The organism is uncultured Sphingobacterium sp. (assembly GCF_964277905.1).
In the GTDB taxonomy this organism is placed as follows: domain Bacteria; phylum Bacteroidota; class Bacteroidia; order Sphingobacteriales; family Sphingobacteriaceae; genus Sphingobacterium; species Sphingobacterium siyangense.
The window spans coordinates 77,073-102,152 of the sequence record NZ_CAXYKD010000038.1 but is presented as its reverse complement, the minus strand read 5'-3'; the positions used below and the strand labels follow the sequence as shown (position 1 = coordinate 102,152).

General features: G+C 42.3%; 20 protein-coding genes. 12 read left to right on the top strand and 8 right to left on the bottom strand.

The genetic code is table 11. The features are described 5' to 3' along the window. Positions 1–2 precede the first annotated feature (2 nt). Positions 3–713 carry a response regulator transcription factor gene (locus tag ACHWSC_RS17390; RefSeq protein ID WP_075991588.1) on the bottom strand — a complete coding sequence of 237 codons (711 nt, stop codon included), beginning with the start codon at positions 711–713 and terminating at the stop codon, positions 3–5. Further along, entirely contained in the window at positions 700–2,115 is a 1,416-nt protein-coding gene (locus tag ACHWSC_RS17385) for a sensor histidine kinase (RefSeq protein ID WP_394677604.1), read from the bottom strand. The genes ACHWSC_RS17390 and ACHWSC_RS17385 overlap by 14 nt, the downstream gene beginning before the upstream one ends. A gap of 130 nt (positions 2,116–2,245) precedes the next feature. On the opposite strand from ACHWSC_RS17385, the gene ACHWSC_RS17380 reads away from it, so the two are divergent. Then, a complete protein-coding gene (locus tag ACHWSC_RS17380) occupies positions 2,246–3,655 on the top strand; it encodes an alpha-L-fucosidase (RefSeq protein ID WP_394677603.1) in 1,410 nt (469 codons plus the stop codon). Positions 3,656–3,761: 106 nt separating this feature from the next. Here ACHWSC_RS17380 and ACHWSC_RS17375 read toward each other — a convergent pair whose 3' ends face one another. Further along, on the bottom strand, positions 3,762–5,528 hold the full coding sequence (locus ACHWSC_RS17375; protein WP_070567448.1) for a RagB/SusD family nutrient uptake outer membrane protein: 1,767 nt from the start codon (positions 5,526–5,528) through the stop codon (positions 3,762–3,764). Positions 5,529–5,540: 12 nt separating this feature from the next. Continuing rightward, a complete protein-coding gene (locus ACHWSC_RS17370) occupies positions 5,541–8,777 on the bottom strand; it encodes a SusC/RagA family TonB-linked outer membrane protein (protein WP_394677602.1) in 3,237 nt (1,078 codons plus the stop codon). Between the two features lie 582 nt (positions 8,778–9,359). On the opposite strand from ACHWSC_RS17370, the gene ACHWSC_RS17365 reads away from it, so the two are divergent. From ACHWSC_RS17365 to ACHWSC_RS17320, 10 genes are all read left to right on the top strand, one after another. Further along, positions 9,360–9,995 carry a hydrolase gene (locus ACHWSC_RS17365; protein ID WP_394677601.1) on the top strand — a complete coding sequence of 212 codons (636 nt, stop codon included), beginning with the start codon at positions 9,360–9,362 and terminating at the stop codon, positions 9,993–9,995. Between the two features lie 38 nt (positions 9,996–10,033). Continuing rightward, the gene (locus tag ACHWSC_RS17360) at positions 10,034–11,431 is read left to right on the top strand and encodes an alginate export family protein (protein WP_236582634.1); all 1,398 of its coding nucleotides are present in this window, start codon (positions 10,034–10,036) and stop codon (positions 11,429–11,431) included. A 4-nt stretch (positions 11,432–11,435) separates the two neighbouring features. Next, positions 11,436–12,200, top strand: coding sequence for a M17 family peptidase N-terminal domain-containing protein (locus ACHWSC_RS17355; protein ID WP_394677600.1), 765 nt, complete (start codon positions 11,436–11,438; stop codon positions 12,198–12,200). Positions 12,201–12,209: 9 nt separating this feature from the next. Further along, complete coding sequence (locus ACHWSC_RS17350; RefSeq protein WP_394677599.1) at positions 12,210–14,096, top strand: amidohydrolase; 1,887 nt, start codon at positions 12,210–12,212, stop codon at positions 14,094–14,096. A 12-nt stretch (positions 14,097–14,108) separates the two neighbouring features. After that, positions 14,109–14,543 carry a DoxX family protein gene (locus tag ACHWSC_RS17345; RefSeq protein WP_394677598.1) on the top strand — a complete coding sequence of 145 codons (435 nt, stop codon included), beginning with the start codon at positions 14,109–14,111 and terminating at the stop codon, positions 14,541–14,543. A 4-nt stretch (positions 14,544–14,547) separates the two neighbouring features. After that, positions 14,548–15,021, top strand: a complete 474-nt coding sequence (locus tag ACHWSC_RS17340) for a Dps family protein (RefSeq protein ID WP_394677597.1) — start codon at positions 14,548–14,550, stop codon at positions 15,019–15,021. Between the two features lie 4 nt (positions 15,022–15,025). Next, positions 15,026–15,691, top strand: a complete 666-nt coding sequence (locus tag ACHWSC_RS17335) for a YoaK family protein (RefSeq protein WP_153845095.1) — start codon at positions 15,026–15,028, stop codon at positions 15,689–15,691. An 81-nt stretch (positions 15,692–15,772) separates the two neighbouring features. Next, entirely contained in the window at positions 15,773–17,995 is a 2,223-nt protein-coding gene (locus tag ACHWSC_RS17330) for a histidine kinase dimerization/phosphoacceptor domain -containing protein (protein WP_394677596.1), read from the top strand. Between the two features lie 10 nt (positions 17,996–18,005). Further along, complete coding sequence (locus ACHWSC_RS17325) at positions 18,006–19,376, top strand: sigma-54-dependent transcriptional regulator (protein ID WP_394677595.1); 1,371 nt, start codon at positions 18,006–18,008, stop codon at positions 19,374–19,376. A gap of 23 nt (positions 19,377–19,399) precedes the next feature. After that, positions 19,400–21,022, top strand: a complete 1,623-nt coding sequence (locus ACHWSC_RS17320) for a sigma-54 interaction domain-containing protein (RefSeq protein ID WP_394677594.1) — start codon at positions 19,400–19,402, stop codon at positions 21,020–21,022. A 77-nt stretch (positions 21,023–21,099) separates the two neighbouring features. Here the strand turns inward: ACHWSC_RS17320 and ACHWSC_RS17315 are convergent, their stop codons facing one another. From ACHWSC_RS17315 to ACHWSC_RS17300, 4 genes are all read right to left on the bottom strand, one after another. Continuing rightward, positions 21,100–21,921, bottom strand: coding sequence for an alpha/beta fold hydrolase (locus ACHWSC_RS17315; RefSeq protein WP_394677593.1), 822 nt, complete (start codon positions 21,919–21,921; stop codon positions 21,100–21,102). 236 nt (positions 21,922–22,157) lie between these two features. After that, complete coding sequence (locus ACHWSC_RS17310) at positions 22,158–22,667, bottom strand: thioredoxin domain-containing protein (RefSeq protein ID WP_070567469.1); 510 nt, start codon at positions 22,665–22,667, stop codon at positions 22,158–22,160. Positions 22,668–22,669: 2 nt separating this feature from the next. Next, on the bottom strand, positions 22,670–23,131 hold the full coding sequence (locus tag ACHWSC_RS17305; protein WP_182982483.1) for a redoxin domain-containing protein: 462 nt from the start codon (positions 23,129–23,131) through the stop codon (positions 22,670–22,672). A 285-nt stretch (positions 23,132–23,416) separates the two neighbouring features. After that, positions 23,417–23,968 (bottom strand): hypothetical protein, encoded by a 552-nt coding sequence (locus ACHWSC_RS17300; protein ID WP_394677592.1) that lies wholly within the window; start codon positions 23,966–23,968, stop codon positions 23,417–23,419. A gap of 215 nt (positions 23,969–24,183) precedes the next feature. Here ACHWSC_RS17300 and ACHWSC_RS17295 point away from each other — a divergent pair, with 215 nt between their 5' ends. Then, the gene (locus ACHWSC_RS17295; RefSeq protein WP_394677591.1) at positions 24,184–25,032 is read left to right on the top strand and encodes an SDR family NAD(P)-dependent oxidoreductase; all 849 of its coding nucleotides are present in this window, start codon (positions 24,184–24,186) and stop codon (positions 25,030–25,032) included. Positions 25,033–25,080: the final 48 nt, after the last annotated feature.

Genomic DNA, 25,080 nt, shown 5'->3' with positions numbered 1-25,080 from the left:
CGTTAAACACCTTCATTTTCGTGTAAAATATAACCCGCTCCATAGATACTTTCGATCTGAAGTTTGCGATCCATCTGCAGCAATTTACGAAGTCGGGAGATAAAAACCTCCAGGCTTTTACCGTTAAAAAAATCCGTATTACCCCAAAACTGCAGCAGGAGATCTTTTTTATTGACCAATAGATTTTTATGAAGGACCAGATGCCGCAGCAACTCAGCTTCACGGACTGTGAGCTTTTGTATGCTCCCCATTCCATCACGCAGACTATAGCGTTCCATGTTGAGCAACAGACAACCGATAGCAAGTTCGATTTCCGGATTCGTCTGCACTTCGGGTGCATTTGCCACGGTCAATAAATTGCGAATCTTGAGCAGTATTTCGTCCATGTCAAAAGGTTTCGCAATGTAATCAACAGCACCCAGACTAAGTCCCCTGAGTCGCGATGTGCGTTCATGAAGTGCGGTCAAAAAGAAAATAGGTTGCCCAGGATTCAATTGTATCATTTGTTGCGCCAGGTCAAAACCATTACCATCGGGCAACTGCACATCAATAATTAGTAATTTAACGGCACAGGACTGAAAAGCCGCCCAGCCATCTTGCGCCGTGCTTTCCCAGCGCACCGTAAAGCCTTTGTATCGCAAATAACGTGAAAAAACTTCGCCCAAATCAGGTTCGTCTTCAATCAAAAGGATGTCAATCTTATCTTTTGCCATTGAATGCCACATTACTCATGTAAATATAAAAAATTGTACCGGAACCAGACTTACCGCCTGCTACACGGATCGTCCAACCCAGCCTGTCCAAATAAGATTTGACATAGTAAAGCCCCAGTCCTAGTCCAGGTTTATTAGCGGATAGTTTCCCTCTATAAAATGCTGTAAATATCGCTTCCTGATCTGCAGCGGCGATCCCAACCCCATTATCCACTATTTTGAGGTTATAATGATGACCTTGCTGCTCCCAGCTAAACTGAATCGTCTTCTTACTATTATCGTTAAATTTTATCGCATTGGATACCAGGTTATCTAAGATTGAAAAATAATAATCTTCATCAAGACTCATCTCCACATCGGCAGCTAAAGGTTCATATTGAATTTCAATTTCACCTCGGTAGCGCAAATGAAGTTCTTTCAATATTTGCTGTGTCAGCCGATCAATAGAAACGGATACAATTTTAGCCTCTTGTTCCTGTAATGCCACAGATCCCATGACCTGTTCAAAATAAGCTTTAAGTCGTTTCGCTTGCCTTTCTACGATGCGCCCAAGTTGTGCCACCTCCTTATCGTCTTTTCCTGTTTCACGATCGATCAAACTATGTGCACTGATCAAAATTGTCGTCAGTGGCGTATTAAATTCATGGCGCATATGATTTAGAAAACTCGTTTTCAGGTCCGCCAATTTACGTTGATTGATCCAATTACGATAGGTTCGATAACTCAATAATACGATCACAACAATACAAGCTAAGGAGAGTAAAAACACGGGCATCATCCGTTGGACAAGACGCCAGTCCCTATTTTCATAATCAACATACAGGCTATAGGTAAAACGATAAGGAATAGGATTCTTGTCACTAACAGACAGTTGGAATACCCTATTATTATTTGTTCCGCGCTTGAGTTTGCCACTGATTAGACCAGCACGATCATCGGCTGCTAACGCATAGAAAGTCGTCCAGGCACGGTCTCTTGCATTATATATTTCCAATTTATCAAAATGGAATAGGTAAACAAGTGTCGTATCGAGCCCTTGCTGATGTACGATCCGACGAAAAATACGGTCTAACGACTGCTGCCTCCGCATCTGATCGAGAAAGCCATTCATACAATGGTCACCGTACTGGTCTGCGTCTGCGGACTTATTTATTTTTTTTTCACACCATTTCGGCAAACAGGGTACCAATGTTGTCTGGAATATGGCATCTCCCCCAGGGAATATCTTATCATCCATAATAACAGCTCCATAAGCATTCTGGATCCGGTTGAGCTGTCCAATCTGATAATTCTTGTCCTCAAGCTTATACGTATTGAAGATCAGAAAACCGATCAACCCCGTCAAGATCAAGAAGCTTGTTCCAAATGCCCAGGGATATATATTTTTACCGGTGCTCTTCATGGTTTAAAAATAACATCAATTTGTCGAATCAAGATAGCTATTAGGCTTTTATTAGGCTTTCGTTAGGTTTCCATTAGGCTTAAATAACACAACCTTGACCTATATTTACAACATAACAACTTAGTAAATTATGTCCAAAATTTTACAGCAACTACTTTACTGCCTATCTTTTCTTTTACTGGGCAACACGTTATTGGCACAATCCGGTTTTTCAAAGAAGGTCCTCGAACAGAGTCAGCTCGACTTTGTCAATCTTGGATTCGGTATGTTCATCCATTATGGCATGCCAACTTTTATGGAACAAGACTGGTCCGATCCCAATGCCGCACTTGAACTGTTCAAATCTCCGAAGCTCAACGCAGATCAATGGGCTAAAGCTGCCAAATCGGCCAATATGAGCTATGGTTGCCTAACCACCAAGCACCATAGTGGCTTCCCGATCTGGAATACCAAAACAACAGATTATAATGTAATGAACACGCCTTTACATCGTGATGTTGTTAAAGAATTTACGGATGCTTTCCGCAAAAATGGTTTGCGTGTTATGCTTTATTATTCCATTTTGGATATGCATCAGGGCATACGTCCACATACCATTACCAAAGCACATATCCAATTGATCAAAGATCAGCTGACGGAATTGTTGACCCAATACGGAGAAATCGACGCCTTGGTCATTGATGGATGGGACGCCCCTTGGTCGCGTATTTCGTACGATGATGTTCCTTTCGATGACATCTATTATCTTGTCAAATCACTCCAACCAAAATGTTTGTTGATGGATCTCAATTCGGCAAAATACCCCGGTGATGCGTTGTTTTACACCGATATCAAATCGTACGAACAAGGCGCGGGTCAATTTATCTCCAAGGAGCATAACAAATTGCCGGCCATGGCCTGTCTTCCCTTACAGCAAAATTGGTTCTGGAAAACATCGTTTCCGAACACCCCAGTTAAAAATGTCAATGAATTGGTCGAGAAATTTGTAATTCCGTACAACAACGCGTATTGCAACTTTATGCTCAATGTAGCACCAAATAGTGATGGTCTGATGGATCAAAATGCGCTTGATGCACTGAAGACAATCGGTACATTATACAAAAATAAACCCAGCTACAGTTCATTACCAAATTACCAGGCACCAATAGTCGACCACAATATGGCCAAACAAGTACCTTCATCCAGTAGCTGGAGCGAAGATATGAACATTATGGATTTTGCCAACGACGATAACTTTGGTAGTGCCTGGGTCTCCAATCCGGCAGTCAAAGATGAAGTATGGTATGAATTGGATTTTGAACGTAGTAAAGCTTTCAATAGTGTTGTTATTACCGAAGGAAAAGACAATCCTTCACAGTATAACTTATCCTATCTGAAAGATGGAAAATGGCATCCTATCGCGGTTACAGCGGTACAACAGGGCCGCATCAAGATCTTCCGTTTTGATGAAGTACTGGGACAAAAATTACGCTTCAGCATCAAACCTGAAAAAGGTCATGCGGTCGTAAACGAAATCGGCGTTTACCAAGAAAGACGCTAACAAGCCAAAAAACTTTCATCAAACTGAACAATACACCCTTAGTAGTAAAAAGAAGGCTCCTTGCAATGCAAGGAGCCTCTTTTATGGGGACTAATAAGTTAAATTCCTATTTACTCCAACCTGGGTTTTGTGTCAGATTTCCGTTTAGCACAATCGCTGCAGACGGAATTGGGTAAAGGTACTGCTTGTTATTGTCATCCCAAGTACGCTTCACAGCTTTAAACCATTCCAGGTGATTGTCCGAAGTCATTGTCTGGAAATTGGTACTTTTGCCCCCTATAGCCACCTTGGCTACTCCTGCAGGAACAGTTATCGAAGGAGCTGATTTACTTCCATCATAGAACACGACATCTGGAGTTCCATTGTGGTCGATATCAATCAGCTTATCTAAAGCAGGGATATAAATTCCCGTCCAAGGCAAATTTGCCATAAGCGGTCCAAGTTTCCATCGCTTCAAATCATTGAAACGGAAACCCTCCAGGGCTAATTCCACCTGTCTTTCACGACGTATTTCTAAAAGCACGGGACTATTGACTTCGGGGAAGAATGTATTTTTCAAGTAGGTATCCACTTTGGTCGGCAGTGTATTCGTTCCACTTGTTATTCCAGCCCTTGAACGTAATGCTCCAATAGTTTTCGACCAATCCGCATCATTGAAAGTACCTAGTTCCTGTTTCGCTTCAGCATAGTTTAATAATATTTCCGCATAACGCATTAAAGGAACTGCATTGGTATTGTAACCGCCATTGTCGTAATAGGGATCGTCTAAAGTATACTTGATCGGTTGATACCCCGTATAGGTAAAACTTGCAAAATTTGGGGGAGCAGGCTGTCCATTACGGGAATATCCTGGCGTCCGGATCAACTGCGCCAAGCGCAAGTCGCGATTTTGACACTCCTCATAGAATTCCTCAGTCTGAAAGTTCGGTCTATCCGTATAAGGAGTACCGTCAACATTCAAAAAACTATTGATAAAAGGCCTTACCAAACTTAAACGTGGACCGTAGGTTGCTGATGTCCACCACCAATTGGCATCGTTCAAAAGCGCAAGATCTTTACTGAAAGTTACGGCCAACATGACCTCTTTTGTCACTGGCGTATTACTGGTAAACAACTGTCGCTGTGATGTTTTAGGGTCTGCGGAGATATTAAGCCCATAAGGACCATTTTCCATTAAAATCTTGCCAGCGTCTACCGCCATCTGGAAGAATACTTCCGGCTGTGTAGCCAAATTGAGCTTTTGGTATTTACGAAATGTTCCTTCGAACAGCGCGATTCGGGTCTTCAAACCAAGTGCTGTCCATTTATTAACCGTACTACCGTCACCCGCCGTATTTGTGATATTGGCGTAGGCAAAGTCCAGATCTTCCATGATGTGCTTCATGACCACTTCGCGCGAATCCCGTGGTGCTTTAAGGATATCCGTCTCATCAACCGCCAAAGGGTGATCTACCCAAGGCACATCGCCAAAACGAACTACTTTCTCATAATAGAACCAAGCTCTGAAAAAACGGGCTAAGCCGATATAATTATTTTTGATGGCATCGCTCAATTTGGGACTATTACATTTAGCTATCAATTGGTTGATATTACGCAGGGTAGTCCAGGACCACCCCGAACTGATCTCAGCACTGTAAGCGCCGCCGACCATAAAATCATTGAGGCTATTTACGGCCGAATAGTCAGCCATAGCGTCACCTTTATAAGCGTCACTACCAGAGGTAATATTCCGATAGAATGAGTTGCTGTAATTTTTTAATCCACTTTCACTCCCAAAGATATCCTCCTCGGTGGCACCTGCCTTCGGCAGCTCGTTTAGTTCACAGGAGGAGAACAAAAGCGCAACAATAGGTATATAAAATAATTTTTTCATGATATTAAAAAACTATAAGCCAATAGATAAATTAAAACTAACACTCTTCATAATCGGATAGTTAAATCCGTCGCCAGAACCCGTTCCGATCTCGGGATCAGATTTGCCCAGATTACCGACATCGAGATCCTTCGTTTTTTTGTAAAGAGGCGACCAGGTCCATAAGTTTTCGCCCGAGAGTCCAGCCCGAAGACTACTGATTTTTAACCTGTTGGTTACAGATTTAGGAAAACTGTATCCGATCTGTATATTTTTCATCCGTATATAGGCAACGTTCTGCAGATATCTTGTCTGTGGCGTTGTTTTGATAGATTCATTGTACCCAGCATAGCGAGGAAAATAACCGTTCGGATTGTCTTCAGTCCAATAATTGTTGAGGTGCCATTCCGGCAAGTTGTTGTAAGGTCGATTGTATTGTCCCCAAAAAATAGATTCATTGCTCGGGTACCAATTCTGCTTACCCACCCCCTGGAAGAAAGACGAGAAATAAATACCTTGCCAATCCAGATTAAGGTTAAAACTATAGATATATCGTGGATCGGCATTACCGATGACAGTTCTATCACCATGGCTATAAATCGTATTATTTCCATAATCGATTACACCATCACCATTTAGATCCGTAAAACGCACGTCACCTGGATATATTGTACCATTGTTGGACGATTTGATCAATTTTTGTTTTGCAGCACCATCAATTTCCGCCTGATTCTGAAATAAACCCTGCGTTACATAGCCCCATATTTCGCCGATTCGCTGACCTTCATAATAGGATCCATCTTTGATTAAACCCTCTTTATTTTCGTAACGGTCTATATTGGATCTATAATCAGCCAAAGTACCCCTTACGGACCAATTGAAAGGACTACCGTTCAAATCGAATCTATCCTTATAAGTCAGGCTCACTTCAAAACCTTTTGTGGTCATGTCAGCATAGTTTCCTTTCGGCGACTCCGCACCAAAGATGTCAGGCAAAGCTACACCTAAGGTATACATATTTAAGGTTTTGCGTTGATAGATATCGCCCGTAAAAGTCAGTTTTCCATTTAAAGATGATAGATCAAGACCTAAGTTTGCCGTGCGCGCTGTTTCCCAAGTTAAGTTATCCGGGATCACCTTAGGCACCGAGGTATATGCCGGCTTCTGTCCGTTCAATACCCGATCCATAATCTTGATCTCGTAAATATCCAAATAGGAATACGGATCGACATTACCATTACCCAATGAGCCATAGGACGCTCTTAGCTTCAGATCAGAAAGTGCTCTTTTGTCCACCTGGAAGAATGGTTCTTCAGAAATACGCCAGCCCAGGGATGCGGAAGGGAACAGTCCCCATCGTTGGTTTGTCGGAAATTTGGACGAACCATCGTAGCGGCCATTGAATTCAAAAAGGTAACGGTCCTTGAAAATATAATTGGCACGCATAAATACCCCGACATTACGGTACTTGTTATATCCCGCTGTCGCTGTGGTATTCTGCCCTACTGCCAGGTTGATATTTTCAACATCATCATTGAGGAGACCTGTTTTGGTAATATAGGTTGAATTGTAGGTACGCTGCTCATAATTGTATCCGAGCAAACCTTTAAAATAATGATCGCCTATTGTGCGTTCATATTCACTGTATAGATTTCCAAACAAATAACGGTAGCGTTGGTCTACTTGATAAATATTGTCGTTCATACTTGTTTCCAACCGCAACATTTTTCCCTCCTGTGTGCTATACGGAACAGGCACACGGACTCTTACCGAATTAAAATCGCGATTTCTAAAAGTCAGATCCCCTTTAATGCGGAACGTATTGTTGAAAAACTTAGTCTCGAAAGAAGTTGTGTTGCGGAGATCCTGATTTGCCGTATTCGTACCATTCTTACCGTAGATAAAATCCCCTACTGTATAGGCTGCAGAGAAGCTCATAGATCCATCAGGGTTAAAGATCGGCGAAGAAGGGTGTCCCTCATCGGCAATATTGCGCCAGATATTTCCACCTTCACCAGCAGTCGATGGGTCTCTGTATTTGGCATAATTAAAATCGATGTTATTGCTTATTCGTAACCAGTCGGTGACCTGAAGTCCCGCTTTTGCACGTGTATTATAGGTCTTATATTTATCACTGTTGTAGCGGTACAGGCCATTGTAGTCGTAAGCACGTCCAGAAATATAGTAATCCATTTTTTCTGAATTGCCACTGATGGACAGGTTGTGATCCTGGACAAACGTATTATCCTTGATCAACGTACCGTAATAGTCTTCATTACCGTAGTATACATAATTACCCTTATCGTCGACAGTGACCTGTTCGGTAATGCCCTGTTCTTTTCTTCTCTTAAATTCTTCCAGCCAATCTGTTGTAAAGATCTGTGTCTTGTTGAGCTTGCTCGGAATCGAAGAATAATTATTCCAGGCATTATAGGCTGTAAAGAAATGCGAAGCATATTCATAACCATCTGTCACGAATTTGGGCAAAGTTACAGGTTTTTGAAAAGAGCCACTTCCTGAATAGTTGATCGAAGTTTTTCCGGACTTGGCACGTTTCGTTGTGACCAAAACTACCCCGAAGGTACCGCGGGAGCCGTAAATCGCAGACGAAGCAGCATCTTTGAGTGTAGTTACACTTTCTATATCATTGGGATTGATCGCCGAAAGATCACCTTCGACACCATCAATAAGCACAAGTGCACTTCCACCCTGACCAATGGAAGTTGTCCCACGGATATTGAAACTTGGTGCCCGATTGGGCTTACCATCTGCTGGGGTTACATTCAAGTTAGGAATTACACCTTGGAGCATCTGGCTTGCATTGCCCAGTACGCGTCCCTCAAAAGCTTCTGATCCCACTTGGTCTACTGCACCGGTAAGATTCACTTTTTTCTGCGTACCATAACCGACCACCACAACTTCCTCCAGTTCGGTATCTTTGGATTCCATGATGATATCGATCTGCCCTCCCGTCACGCTGACGATATTTTCACTGTAGCCTATCCCTGTCAATTTGAGTCTTTGCCCTATAGTGGCTTCAATCGTGAACTGACCCGCTACATTCGTTGAGGTTGTTTTTTGACTGGTTAAATTGGTAATGGTAATTCCGGACAAGGTTGTTCCGTTTTTGTCTTTTACCACCCCTTTCACGGTAGATTGAACTGCAATACTGTGCACCTCTTGTTTCAATTTGACATAATCATGCTCTACATTAGCCCAAGTGGGGTATGAGAGACCCAATGCCATACTGATTAGTAATGTTTTTTGCATTTTTAGTCTGGTTTAGAATTTTGCATCAAAGTTGATGCTTTGACTTGGTTTATAATTTACCGTAATGTTAACAAATATTTAATTAATATCAACAACATTACTACCTAAACAGGTTTAGCATACCATTAAATAATCAAAATTTATCTTTTAGATAACATAAATCATAAAAACAAGCCTTGAGACATCTAAAAGTTAATCTATTCAATTCAAAAACCTAAAGTCCCATTTTCAGAATTCAGAAATACGCTAATTGACCACGAAGAGATTCAGCAATAGCTATTGTTTAGTACATTTTTTCTTTCCCTGTTTTTCTTGAACTAGTTCAATGAACAGCAAAATTAACCAGCCTAAATTTGGGTATACACCAAATGCTTTGGGTATCTCTAAAGGATAACAGCAACTCCAAAGCGGTGTATAGATCATTGACTTATCAGATTATTTTAATACGAAAAACAAATTGACGATATATCGTCAATTTTAAAAACCGACAAAACACCATAGAAAACTAAAAATCAAAACAATAAGAAAAAAGGTAAAAGATTTGAATCTCAACAAATATCAAACAACAAAAAATACATATTTATGAAACCATCACTAGAACTATTGTCGCCAAGCAACCATGCATTGGTATTGATCGACTTCGAAGGCCAAATGGCATTTGCCACAAAAAGCATTACCATGGAAGAGCTTCGCAATAATGTCGCCGTAATCTGCGGTGCTTCCAAGATTTTCAATGTGCCGACCATCGTAACCACAGTCGCGGAAGAAAGCTTTTCAGGTCCTGTTTTTCCAGAAATTGAGACATATTATCCACAAGCCAGTACAGATTATATCGACAGAACCAGTATGAATACCTGGGAAGATGAGGCCGCTTACCAAGCCATAAGAGGCACAGGTAAGAAAAAACTGGTGCTGGCAGGCCTATGGACAGGTGTATGTATCGTTGGACCAGCTTTATCTGCACTAGCGGAGGGATATGAAGTTTATGTCATTGCCGATGCCTGTGGTGATGTAAGTCAAGAGGCACATGAGCGTGCTATGCAACGCATGATTCATATGGGTGTAAAACCGATCACTGCTGTACAATACCTTCTGGAATTACAACGCGACTGGGCCCGTCAGGAAACCTATGTAGCTGTAACAGACCTCATGAAAAAACATGGCGGCAGCTATGGCTTAGGGGTTCATTACGCCCACAATATGCTAAAACACGGTTAATTCAATTGTAAAAAAATATTTATTCAAAATCGTACCTCGTGCAACAGCAACAGACCATATTCAATTACATCCGTCAAGCGGCGCTCGTATTGTCGATACTCAGCCTATTTCCGCATTTTTCCAAGGCTCAAACCTACAAATTAATGCGTTTCGAGGAAGATTACAGCGCTCTCGCAGACAGTACACGTCATGGTTATCAAAAGCTCAAATATAGCCCTTTAACTGCTGACGGTAAATTATGGCTTTCGATGGGTGGCGAGGCACGGTTGGAATATGTCGATTTTAACAATGAGGACTGGGGACGCGTAAAGCTTGGGCATAACAACTTTCTACTGCAACGTTATAGTCTGCACGCCGATCTACATTTCGGGACGCGTCTCCGTCTTTTCACCCAACTTCGCTCAGCCCTGCAGCATGGCCGCAAAAATGGTTCACGCCAGATCGATGAAGACCAACTGAATGTACAGAACCTATTTATAGATGGAACGCTGTTCAAACAAAATGATAAATCAGTATTGATTCGCCTTGGCAGGCAGGAGCTTGACTATGGCTCCGGCCGCTTAATTTCCGTAGGTGAAGGCCCAAATGCCAGAAGATATTTCACTGGAGCAAAACTAGCTTACAACAGCAGCAAAGTGAATATTGAAGCATTTGCCATGATGGCAGATACCATTAGACCGGGCATATTTGACAACAAACCTTCCAAACAGGTCAACCTGTGGGGAGCTTACGGGAAATTTATTGTTCCTCAACAGGCCAATCTCGACTTATATTACATCGGCATCTATCGCGACCGTTCGGTTTTTGAGGAGGGTATAGCACAAGAAACCCGCCATACCGTAGGAACCCGGATCTGGAAATATGGCGGTGGATTTATTTACAACCTTGAAGGGGCTTATCAATTTGGATCTTTTGGCCAAGGTAAGATATCAGCATGGACTGCTTCCGTCGATATCGGCTACCTCTTTGAAAATACTGTGCTTAAACCATCCGTCAATCTACGTAACGACTATATTTCAGGGGACAAAAAGGCTGGAGATGGCAATCTGCAAACTTTCAACCCCATTTACCCCAAAGGCGGATACTTTGGTTTTAGTCCACAGATCGGTCCCGTCAACTTGATTGACATTCACCCTTATGCCACGCTAGACCTTCTTCCCAAACTCAAGATGCAGGTTGACGTAGTTTTCAACTGGCGGCATACCTTACAAGACGGTTTATACAGGCCAAGCGGATCTTTTAACCTGCCTGGATCTGCTTCGCGTAAACGCTATATCGGCACGGCTTATCTAGCCAACTTTACCTACGCCGCCAGTAAGCAATTGTCGCTGGTAACAGGTATTCAATATTTCAAAACCGGCGCTTTCATTGAAGACATCATTAGCACACCAAAAAATGGAATTTTCTTCAATAGCAGGATCGCCTTTAAATTCTAAAATCATGAAAACAATAAAGAGACTCTTTCAAAAGAAAACATGTCAATGGGCGCTGATCGCCTTGTTTGGCACCTTGGCGGTCACTCCGATACAATCTTATGCACAAGCAACGGCGGCAGCTCCTATTAAAACCACAGCAATAGGCACAAGTACCATCTGGGGAAATGTCGATGGACTTGCTATTGAAGGCCTCGTTCAAGGCCCTTCGGCTGCTGCAAGTGATCTGCAGGTAGCCTGTGTATTTGAATATACCGAGGGCGATATCTTTATCTCCCCGCCGGCATTGCCTGCCGCATTGAATGGTCTAGTACATTTAGATGAAGCTTTACATGGTACGTTAACTGAAATACGTAAAACAGGAAAATTTAAGGGACATGCACTTGAAACCATCCTCTTAGCTCCAAGCAAAAAGGGCACGCTCGCAAGTAAAAAACTGTTGTTGATTGGGCTTGGCAAACGGGAGGACTTCCATGCTGAACTGATGAAGGATGTAGCCCATGTTGCCATGCGCGAAGCGCTTAGATTAGGTGTCAAAGATTTTAGTTTTGCGAGTGATCTCAAAGATGCGGGTGTGGATTCGCCGACTGCTCTGGTTGCAGAGAATGTTGTTCTCGGTTGTATCGATGCCTTCAGAACCCAAAAATGGTTGGGCGAAAAAAATATGGATCAACAACCGGTATTAAACAAGATCACCTTACTAGCTGGACCAGCATTTTTTGAAACTGCTGGCGAAGGCATCAAAAACGCGATTTCTTCCTTAAACAATTAAACAAACCAGATGATGAAAGCAGACCTTATTCTATATAACGGAAAAATAACCCATTTCGGCCACAACCAGGAAGCAGTCACCGCTGTAGCGATCCAAGATGGTAAATTTGTTGCAATCGGTTCGGACAGCGATGTCCTTAAGCTTGCCAGCACACAGACAAAATTGATTGATCTAGGCGGTAGACGTGCTGTACCAGGCATCAACGATTCGCATATCCACCTGATCCGTGGTGGACTCAATTATAATCTTGAATTGCGCTGGGATGGTGTTCCATCATTAGCCGATGCACTACGTATGCTCAAAGAGCAAGTTGACCGCACGCCACATCCCCAATGGGTTCGCGTAGTGGGCGGTTGGTCCGAGTTTCAATTTGCCGAACGTCGTATGCCAACTTTGGCTGAAATCAATGCCATAGCACCCGATACACCCGTTTTTATCCTTCATCTCTATGACCGCGCACTGCTAAATGCTGCGGCACTGCGTGCCGTAGGTTACACCAAAGACACACCCGCTCCTCCAGGCGGAACCATTGAACGGGACAGCCATGGTAATCCCACAGGATTGCTGATTGCATCGCCCAATGCCATGATCCTATATTCAACCTTGGCAAAAGGACCTACACTTCCCTACGAAGAGCAGGTTAATTCGACCCGACATTTCATGAAGGAACTCAATCGCTTTGGAATTACCAGCGTTATCGATGCTGGTGGCGGTTTTCAAAACTACCCCGACGACTACAAAGTCATCCGTGATTTACATAGCGAAGACCAGCTTACGGTTCGTATCGCCTACAACCTTTTTACACAAAAGCCCAAGCACGAATACGAAGATTTCCAGCAATGGATAGACAGCGTTCCTCTCCACCAAGGCGACGACATGTACCGCCACAACGGCGCTGGTGAAATGCTTGTTTTTTCGGCAGCAGATTTTGAGGATTTTCTGCAGCCTAGACCTGATCTCAGTGAAAATATGGAAGCCGAACTCGAAAAAGTTGTTCGCTTACTCGTGAGTAACCGATGGCCATTCAGATTACATGCCACATACAACGAAAGTATCAGCCGCTTTTTGGATGTATTTGAGAAAGTCAACCGCGACATTCCGTTTGACGGATTGGCCTGGATTTTCGACCACGCCGAAACAATAGACGAACGTAATATTGAACGAACCAAAGCGCTAGGTGGTGGTATTGCCATCCAAAGCCGCATGGCCTATCAAGGTGAATATTTTGCAGATCGATATGGTGCTACTGCGGCCGAACAAACACCCCCTGTCAAAAAAATGCTGGCCATGGAAGTTCCTGTAGGAGGTGGATCCGATGCAACCCGCGTGAGCAGCTACAATCCCTGGGTGTCCATGTACTGGCTTACCGCAGGAAAAACTGTTGGTGGACTCCAAATATACCAAGACAGTAAGCTTGACCGCATGACAGCGCTACAGCTCTATACCAAAGGCAGTGCTTGGTTTTCACAAGAACAACAAAAAAAGGGAGATATTGCTGTGGGAATGCTAGCTGATTTAACGGTACTTAACAATGACTATTTTACGGTAGAAGATGAAGCTATTAAGGAGATCGAATCCGAACTTACTGTCGTAGCGGGTAAAATTGTCTATGCGGAAGGTGATTTCAGTTCCTTCTCTCCCCCACCGATCCCCATTCTACCCGATTGGTCACCTACAAAAAGCTACGGTGGTTATTATAGTGTTTCGAAAACAGCTCAAAAAAGCAGCACAACTACATCAACAGCTCAAAGTAGCATTGTAAATTCCATCCATCTGTGTAGCGGCAGCTGTCAGGTACATGCACACGATCACAATCAAGCCCGAATGAGTAACATCACGATAAATAATTACACCGCATTCTGGGGAGCCTTAGGCTGTTCATGTTTTGCATTTTAAGACACTGGAAAGATGGAAATACTTCAAAAACTTTTTTACACCGATTTGGGCAATACGGCCAATAACATAGCCATACTAATCTTTCGAGTTCTATTTGCCTGGGAATTATTGACCGTGCACGGTCTAAAAAAAATACAAAAAGGCCCACAGGCTGAACCTGAACATATCCCAAATCCTTTGCAGCTACCCGAAAAACTAAACGCCGCAGTAGCCCAGTTTGCAGACACTACTGTTCCTTTTTTTATTGCACTTGGCTTATTTGGAAGGTTAGCGTTACTACCGACAATAGGAGTCACCGCAGTTGGTTATTTTGTCGTACACCGCCACGATTCACGTGAAGTACGCGATATTCCATTTATGTACACACTATGCCTTTTGCTCCTCTTGCTCACCGGCCCAGGAACTTATTCAATCGATCATTACATTTACCAACTACTCACAAAATAAACATATGAAACCCCATATCGGAATACACGAAAATAATCTAGCTGAATCGGCACACATTCTTTCTAAACTCTTAGCCGATGAATACCTGCTCTATACGAAAACGAGGAATGCACATTGGAACATTGAAGGAGCCGATTTTTACAACAAACATCTCTTTTTTGAAGCGCAGTATAACGAACTCGATGAGCTGATTGACAGTCTTGCTGAGCGCATCCGCAGCCTAGGGCATTATGCACCTGCCAGCCTAAATCAGTTTTTGGCGCTGACACAGTTAACCGAACAGAAAAGGTCAGGCAATGACAGTACTGCTTATATCAAAGAATTATTAATGGACCACGAAAGCATTATTGTTTCATTGCGCGAAAACATCGACCATTTTGCGATAGCACTAAAGGACATTGGAACAAGCGACTACGCAACAGGACTTCTGGAAACTCACGAAAAAATGGCTTGGATGCTACGTGCGCATTTATCATAAAATCATGGAAAATCAAAACAAAGCACATATAACGACACTTGTTCTAACACTTGTTGGGGGGTATTGTGACACCGTTACCTTTGTCGCAGCTGACAAAATATTCTCGGCCCATGTGACAGGTAACTTTATCGTCTTCGCCTATCAGCTTATCAATGGCGGAGATATCACGGCCTGGATCAAATTGGCAACCTTCCCTGTATTCGTCACCGCAGTGATGGCAGGCGGATGGCTTACCTCACGCTCCCATAAGAAAAATACAGTCCTCTTTGTCGAAGCCCTATTACTTGTTATTGCAGGTTTGCTGGCAATTGTTCTTCCGGTAGAGGCTTCCAAAACCGTGATGTATAGCCTGGTTATGCTTGTCGTATTCGCTTTGGGCATGCAAAATGCATTCGGAAAACTATTTGCCAAAGCAACTCACGGACCAACAACCATGATGACCGGAAATGTGACCCAAGCGTCGCTAGACCTCTGTGTACTTATCGCCAATAAGTTTAAAAATCCAGACACCAACGTCAGCTTTGGGAAGCAGCTGATCACCTTATCAGGTTTTTTCATCGGATGTTTGGCGGGAGCCTATTTTGGTAAACAACTTGGATTAACTTCTATTATATTTGCAGGTATAGCGATGCTCGTCTGTTATTTCCTCTCGAAAGACAAGGATCAATAATTAGGATAAAAGCATCAAGCAAATAGAGCAAGCTACCAGTAGAAAGATAGCTTGCTCTATCTTATAACGTATGTCACCTTAATGAGAATTTATCTAATACTTAGCATTTTTATCCTTTCGATCTTTAACACATTCGGTCAGGACAACACGACTATTCATCGTCTGCTAGACAGCATATCGCATGAAAAGGATCCCGGACAAAAAGCTCGTATGCTTTATGAAGCCGCTAAATGTTATCTGGAAAAACCAGGTGAATCAAAAAAAGACCTAGACAGCGCCTTATGGCTTAATGGGACATCCCAAAAACTGCACCTCTCAGTCAACCTTAAAACCGAAGCCGCGCTAAATATGCTTCTGGATGCCCGAATACAAGAGGAAATGGGTAAACCAGACCTTGCAAAAAGCCAGAAAAAGGCTAGTTTACTTTTTGCAAACGCCCATCAGCTTGCTAAAGCCTCGGCCATGATTTACCTGTCTATGGCTAACGACATCAAAGATGTGGACTTTCATCAAAAGACCAGCTTATTCCAGCAAGCGTTAGAACAAGCCAAAAAGACACGTGACAAATCACTTGAGCCCAAAATCCTGATGGAACAATCCAGCTTCCTTTCCAATTATGGGGATTATAAAGGTGCCATAGCAACTGCTCATCGAGCCGCTGTATTAAAAAAACAGACCGGCGATAAAAATATCAGCCAGGAGCTTGTGTCCGTTGCCGGTAATCTCCGGATGCTCCTGCGCCTCAAAGAAGCTTTAAAATATGCACTCGAAGCCCGTCGGGTAGTGGAAAACGAAAGTACAACGACAACCAAAGATGATTTAGCTGCCGTGTACAATATTGTGGGATTGATCTATTACGATCTTAAATCCAATAAAGAAGCCCTAGAAAATTATCAAAAGGCATTTGAAATCGCCAAAAGTCAAGGTGACAGATATGGCATCCATACGATCACACTCAATTTAGCGACGATTCTATCGCGTCTCAATCGTGTTTCAGATGCACTGAATCTGCTTGATAATGTCACCAAAGATTACGCGTCCGATATCTATTCCATACGCTATGCCTATCTGTATACCATGCTATACACAAGAAATAAAAACACAAAAAAAGCTTATCCCTATTATCAGGAACTCTTAACCTATTACAAGACCGGGAATATCACTGGGCAGGAAAGGCATATCATGATGATTGGAATCGCTAGCTATCTTTTTGCAGATGGACAGATCAAACAGATGTACCCTTACCTCGAAGAAATAGAGCGATCAATGACCAAAGAAAGCAGTCTGCTCCGTGCTTCCGAATTGCGGAAACTCTATTATCTGGCCGACTCCGCCCGCGGTGATTTTAAATCCGCATTCAAAAACTTGGCGGCTTTCAAAACTATCAGCGATTCCATTAACAGTGTAGAGCGGGCCAAGGAGCTTACCGCCTTACAATTAGATTATGATACCGAAAAAAAAGACCATGATATCGTCCTCCTTAAACAAAAAGGTCAGCTGCAAAAATCACTGCTTGAACGGGAGGCTATTATACGAAACGTGTTCATAGGCAGCTTCGTCGTCCTGTTGATCTTCGCAGGCTTTTTGTATATCCAAAATGCCATAAAAAAAAGAAGTAATGCAAAACTAACGCTCAAACAGGAAGAAATCAATGCCCAGAATGAAAAACTAAAACAGCTGATCGCTGAAAAAGAATGGCTACTAAAAGAAATTCACCATCGCGTCAAAAACAACATGCAGATTATTATCAGTCTGCTCAATACACAGTCGGCTTATCTTGAAAACGAAGACGCCATCAGCGCAATTCAAAATAGTCAAAATCGCATGCATGCGATGTCTCTGATCCATCAAAAACTATATCAAACAGACAACCTTTCTCGCATTGACATGAAATGGTATATCCAGGAACTGACCGAATATCTCAAAGATAGCTTTCAATCCGAAAAATCAGTTAAATTTGAGATTCAGGTAGATCCGATTACACTGGATGTTGCACAGGCGGTCCCAGTTGGGCTTATTCTCAATGAAGCAATCAATAATGCAATCAAACATGCTTTTGTTCAAAGAGAGGGAACTGTTTTTATCAACTTCAGGCGAATCAAAGCTACACCTTACGATCTCTTGCTTAGCATTGCCGACAATGGTATCGGAATACAGAAAGATCTTAGCAGTAGTGATAGTGACTCTTTCGGCATGAATCTCATGCAAGGGCTAACTTCCCAGCTTGACGGAGAATTTAAACTGACATCTGACCAAGGTGTTTTCATTACTATTCAATTTTCACAGAAAGAAGGCGAAATTTAAGACGAATTTTATGCAAAAAGGAAACAAGATCTTAATTGTAGAAGACGAATTTATCGTCGCTAATGATCTCAGGATGATCCTCAAAAAAAACGGTTATGAGGTCGTTGGTATAGCGTCTTCTGTGTCGCAGGCCAAGACAATTATCGCGACAACAAAACCGAATTGGGTGCTACTCGATATCCTATTAAAGGGAAGTGAAACAGGTATCGACCTCGCTATTGAACTGAACAAGCTGGAGCTACCATTTCTATTTATATCGGCCAATACCAACCAAGGTATTTTAGAAGCAGTGAAAGAGACAAGGCCCTATGGTTTTTTGACAAAACCATTTCGCGAAAAGGATCTTTTCATTATGCTCGATATTGCCAATGAAAGGCTCAATTCGGAAAACAAGGCCGAGGAACCGAAAATTAAGTCCATTGAAAACAGAAGCTTGAAAAATCAGCTCATCGGTACAAGCCCAGCCCTTAATGAGGTACTTTCACAGGTCGAATTGGTTGCTCCTACAGACACCTCCGTCTTGCTCCTCGGCGAAAGTGGCACAGGTAAAGAAAAGATTGCGCAGTCATTACATCAGCTATCGTTGCGCAAGCTGCAGCCTTTGGTTGTAGTCAATTGTGCAGCCATACCATTATCCCTTATGGAGTCTGAATTATTTGGTCATGAAAAAGGAGCCTTTACAGGGGCACAAAATAGAAGAATTGGTAAATTTGAACTTGCCGACGGGGGAACCATCTTTTTGGACGAAATTGGTGAATTACCGTTAGAAGCGCAGACCAAATTACTCCGTGTGCTCCAAGAACAAGAAATTGACCGTGTAGGTGGAGAGCTGCCCGTCAAGATCAATGTCCGTATTATCGCGGCGACTAACCGCAACCTGGAACAGGAGGTCGCCTTAGGCAACTTTAGACTGGACCTCTATTATCGGCTCAACATCTTCCCAATTGCTATTCCGCCACTTCGAGAGCGAACTGGAGATATTGAGGTGCTGGCCAATTATTTTCTAGCCTTTTACGCCACGAAACTCAAGAAAAATGTCACAGCCTTTTCTGCTCATGTACTTGCCAATATGCAAGCTTATCCATGGCCGGGCAATATTCGGGAGATGCAGCATCTTATTGAAAGGACGGTTTTGCTTGCAAAAGACCCTATCATCAACGACATGGTATTTATTGAACACCTGGAAAGTAAAATCTCAGATTTTTCATCTCAAAAATTAGCATCCCTTGAAGAAATTGAACGAGAGCATATTTTGCGTGTACTTGAATCATGTAAGGGCAAAATTTCAGGCCCAGGTGGAGCAACAGAAATCTTACAGATCAGTTCATCCAGTCTATACAGCAAAATGAAAAAATTCGGAATTAAATCCGACTTTTATTGATAACAAGATAGCAAATGACCATCATGCAGCATACAGCCGTAGGATCAGATCCGCAAGCGATTTATAATCGCATTCAGCAACGCGAAATAGAGCAGCTTGCTCAAATTGCTATTCAGCAGAAAATGGCTCCTATTCATACCCTAGCCGCATTGGATTTGCTTCAAAACGAAATCCAAATCTTTTTGGGACAAAATTGGCTTTCGCTATTTATTGCGGATAATCGCGAAGTTAATTATAGCCTTCTTTTTAAATCCAAAAATAAGGCAAAAACAAGCAAGAACGAATCACGTAGCTGTAAAGACAAATTCTTTAAAGAATGTATCCTTTCCGCTGACCCCATCCTGTTCCGAGCCAGCGAGATTTTAAAAGCAGATAAATCCTTTCCGGCAACCTTTGTCCACGCCATTCAAGAGGGAAATAAAGCAATTGTATCCAAAGCTTTTCGTGTACATGACCACTATTGGGCGATCTTAAGTCTAGGCTACAAAAGGCTGGAACATATCGATCCTCAGCTTGAGTATCGGATAAAAAACTTTATCCCACAGCTTGGTATCAGCGTCGGCAATATTCTGATGTACGAACGATCGACACATACAGCCTTAACAAACACGGCCAACAGCCCAGCGCAGCTCAATGCACAGCCTCAGGGTCTCCAGCAGAACGAGGGTTATGGTAAGAAATCAGAGGCCTCAGAGCCGCAGATGATTGGCGAGAGTGACCTGATACAAGCCATAAAATCGCAGCTCAAAATGGTAGCACTATCAGAAATGAATCTGCTTATTCAAGGTGAAAGCGGAACTGGCAAAGAAGTAGCAACTCAAATAATACATCATTTTTCACTCAGATCGGCTCGTCCCCTAATAAAAGTCAACTGCGCGGCTATTGCGCCCACGTTGATCGAAAGTGAACTTTTTGGACATGAAAAAGGTAGTTTCAGCGGTGCTGTAAAGCGTAAAATCGGCAAGTTTGAACAAGCGCACGGCGGAATACTTTTTTTGGACGAGATCGGGGATCTCCCTTTAACACTCCAGGCAAAACTTCTCCGTGTGTTGCAGGAAAAAGAAATTGAGCGCGTGGGAGGAAATAAAAATATTCCTATCGATGTCCGTATAATCTGTGCCACACACAAGGACTTACAAGCTGAAGTGAAGGCCGGCAACTTTCGATCCGATCTATATTACCGGATCAGTGCATTTCCAATTACCCTTCCATCCCTTCGTGAACGACGGGAAGACATTCCTCATTTAATCCAGCACTTCCTCTTAAAACATGCCGGAGAAAATCCACCTAAGCAAATGAGTAAAAAGGTATTGCAACGCCTCCATTTACATTCCTGGCCTGGCAATATTCGCGAACTTGAACATGTTATTGCACGTTCGATTCTATTGACGGAAGATTCAACTATAAAAAAAATTGCACTATTGCCTGACGCTGATTTTGTAGGAGAAAGCAAGGTGCCCGATTTCCGTCTACAAACCTTGGCAAACTTTGAAAAAGAATATATTCTTTGGGTATTGCACAACTGTAAAGCGCGTATTTCTGGCCCCAATGGAGCGGCGACCATACTCGGTATTCCAGCCACAACGCTTCAATCCAAAATGAAAAAGCTGGGCATTGGCAAAAAGTTTTCTTACTCCAAGGAATAAAACGAAAAAAAGCCATTCCCGTTTATGGAAATGGCTTATACAACTATTTAAAAACTATTTTTAGATCAACAAAAATCTTATTTCTCGATAAAATCCAAAATATCCTTATTGATGATCTCCGCCTCTGTAGTAGGCATTCCATGCGGAAAGCCAGGATAGGTAATTAACGTGCCATTTTGGACTAACTCAGCCGCTCTTCTACCCGTTATATCAATCGGTACGATCTGATCATCTTCACCATGCAATACTAAGACAGGAATTTCTACTTTTTTAAGTTCTTCCGTAAAATCAGTTTCAGAGAAAGCTTTGATACAATCATAGTGAGCCTTAACACCGCCCATCATTCCTTGCCGCCACCAGTTGTCCATCACGCCTTGCTGTACATTTGCTCCATCGCGGTTATAGCCATAAAAAGCGAGGGTAAAATCCTGAAAATACTGTTGTCTACGTGTTGCAGTATTCAATCTTATTTCGTCAAAGACCTCCATAGGTACGCCATCGGGGTTTGTTGCACTCTTAGCCATTGTTGGGGTAACCGCACTGATCAATACAGCTTTTGACACCCGAGAAGTACCATGATTGGTTATGTAACGAACAACCTCGCCGCCACCTGTTGAGTGGCCAATATGGATGGCATCTTTTAAGTCCAATGCTTCTACCAATTGTGCAATATCCGACGCATAGGTATCCATCTCATTTCCTGTCGCCGTCTGTGTCGAGCGACCATGCCCCCGGCGATCGTGTGCGATCACACGGTACCCTTTTTCGAGGAAGTACATCAGCTGCGCGTCCCAATCGTCGCTGGATAAAGGCCAACCATGATGAAATACGATCGGTTGTCCTGTTCCCCAGTCTTTGTAATAAATTTCTGTTCCGTCTTGAACTTTGAATGTTGCCATGATGATTAGTTTAAGAATTTTATTATTTACATGATATGCTAATTGGATTGCAATTTGCAGTCCAAAAAACATATACAACTGTATTTAAACGCATTATAAAACAAAAAGTGATTTTACAAACAACGACATTTCGTTATTTATACAGTCGGTTCATTCGTTTTTTTACGATAGGTTCTATTTTCCTGCAAAAGACTTCTCGTCGTGTGCGCACCTGTTTTTAAATAGTAATCATATATTCAGTTTTCACCTAATATTTGAACCAGATCTTCCGCGCCACCATCAAATTTCTGTCCGTTGACAAAAAATGTCGGTGTCCCATTAACGCCGCTCAGCATACCACTTTCAAAATCGCCATCTACCCGATCCTGTAACGCCTCGTCCTGCATATCAGATTTGAACTTCGACATATCCAAATCCAGTTGCTCGGCGATATCCAACAGTAATCTCGCACTCAACAAGTTCTGGTTTTCAAAAATGGCATCATGCATCTCCCAAAATTTTCCCTGCAAGGCCGCCGCCTCCGCCGCTAATGCTGCGGGTTGAGCATAAGGATGCATTTCCGAAAGTGGAAAATTGCGGAATACAAACCTGATCTGGCTTCCCAGTTCGGCCATCATTTCTTTTATTATGGGATGGGCAGCACCACAATGTGGACATTGATAATCCCCATATTCAACAATGGTCAGATCGGCCTGGCCATTTCCCAATATATGGTCAGCATTGCTGACCTTCGGTTTCAATGACATAATTATTTTAATTTAAGATTCTCCAATGCTTCGATAATACCGTCTGCACCTGGATTGACCGCCGTCGGAGACATATAACTCCAAGCAATAACCCCTTCCTTATCAATTACAAAGAGTGCGCGCTTGCACTCACCCTCTTCTTCATCGTAAACACCATATTTTTTGGCAACCTCGCCCTTAGCTTCAAAATCGGCCAGGAGCGGAAAATGCAATTTTCGTGACTGAGCGAACGCCATATGACACCATTTGCTATCAACGGAAATACCCATAATTTCAGCATCATATTTCTTAAAATATTTGAGCATTTCATTATATAGTGCCATCTGATCGCTGCATACGGGACTCCAATCTGCAGGGTAAAATGCCAATATCACATTATGCCCCTTGAATTCTGATAAGCTAATTTTTTGATCGGGGGTCGCATACAAGGTAAAATCAGGGGCAACATCATTTTTTTTTAACATAGCAATGTTTTTAAAGTATAACTATTTTTTAGTGAGCAATTATCCGGCATTGCCATATGCAGCTCTCTCTTGATAAATTCATGCATCATCATTTAATAAAGTAATGAAAAGCAAAATTTGTTTTATTTAGTTTTAAGCTGGATATAAATCTACTTGTCAGGAAGCTTTGATAAAAATAAATCTATGAACCCAAAACCTATTTTTATCCCATCTTTTAGGCCTGTATTTTTGGAGCTGAACTTCAAAATCGGCAAAAACTATCGTTTAATCAGATTCATTTAAATACTATTTATTCAACCATTTTCGGATCAGCCTAGTAAAATTAGGCATAACTATATAAACCATAAGAAATACGATTACACCTGAACTCAGAAATGCGTCCGAAAAATGATTTTGTGGAATATTTAAATAGCGTAATACCGGCAAAACTAACAAAGGGATCAATAATGATATAGGATAAATTGCAGACCAAGTGACAAGATATTGCTTCCAACGCTTAGGTATCTTAGCATTATTTTCAGTGCTCTCAAAGAGGAAATCCAAACCCGATTTGATCTGATAGCGATCATGACGACGAAATAGTGGCTCAGCTTTTTCGATCCATAGCTTTCTTTGCTCCGATTCTAACCACATTTGTAGATTCTCTACAGTGTCAAATCGAATAATGACTGTATAGACAAATGTCAATTTAGGAATAGGCCTTACAATCTGAAGATCAATAAAACCTGTTGCATGTTTAGTCAAGGGCGTAATCTCTTTAAGCCATTTTTCATATTCCAGAATTTTACCATCCAAAATATGATGTATTATTACCGCAGAAGCACCTTGATTTTCCATAATAAATTGATTTTATTCATTGCGCCATTACTCTTTCTTGTCTTAAAGGTGCGGTAGAATGATCTAAAGGCAAGCGAAATTTCGTTGAATAGGCATATTTGATCGTTGAAGAGTTTATCATCCACGATCTGACTACAAGATCCGTTGATCTGCCTACATCCAAAATCGATCGATTGACCACCTTTGTAACATCAATTTATTAAAAACAGAAAAACATGAAATCACAAAAGGTATGGTTCATCACTGGCGCATCCAAGGGGCTAGGTCTTAGTCTCGTTAAAGAATTGCTCGCCCAAGGTTATCTTGTGGTTGCCACATCACGAACAAAACAGGCCCTAGAAGATGAAATCGGTGATCAGGAAAATTTTCTGCCGCTTGAGGTAGACATTACCGATGACAAAGACGTTGCCCGGGCAGTACTATCGGCCATTGATTATTTCGGAAGGATTGATGTACTGGTCAACAATGCCGGATATGGTCAGACAGGCACCCTAGAGGAGCTCAGTGATTGGGAAGCACGCCGCAACTTCGAAGTGAATGTCTTTGGCTCCCTAAATGCCATCCGACATATCGCCCCCCATATGCGGCGTCAACAATCGGGACATATTTTCAATATCGCATCTATCGGCGGACTCGCAGGAAATTACCCAGCCTTTGGTGTTTATTGCTCCACCAAATTTGCTGTCGCAGGCTTTACTGAAGCCCTCGCTGTCGAAATGGAGCCTTTTGGTGTACACACGACCTTGGTGTATCCCGGCTATTTCAGAACTGATTTTTTATCTGAAGGATCCTTACATACCGCAGCCAATCCGATCGCTGCTTATGTAACTGCCCGAGAAAACGAAGCGACCCATCTGCATCAGATCCATGGAAATCAGGCAAACGATCCCCAGAAAGCATCAACCCTATTAATCGAGCTCAGTACGCTGGAGCAGCCTCCAGTCCATTTTTTAATGGGCGAAGATGCGTATGAACTGGCCAAAAACAAGATCAACATGCTTAGGGCAGAAATCGAAAAATGGAAAAGTTATACGGTATCAACGGGTTTTGAGCAATCCGTATAACAGCTTGGTTCAGCATAAGGAGCTTCCTAGGATATTTCACAATAATCA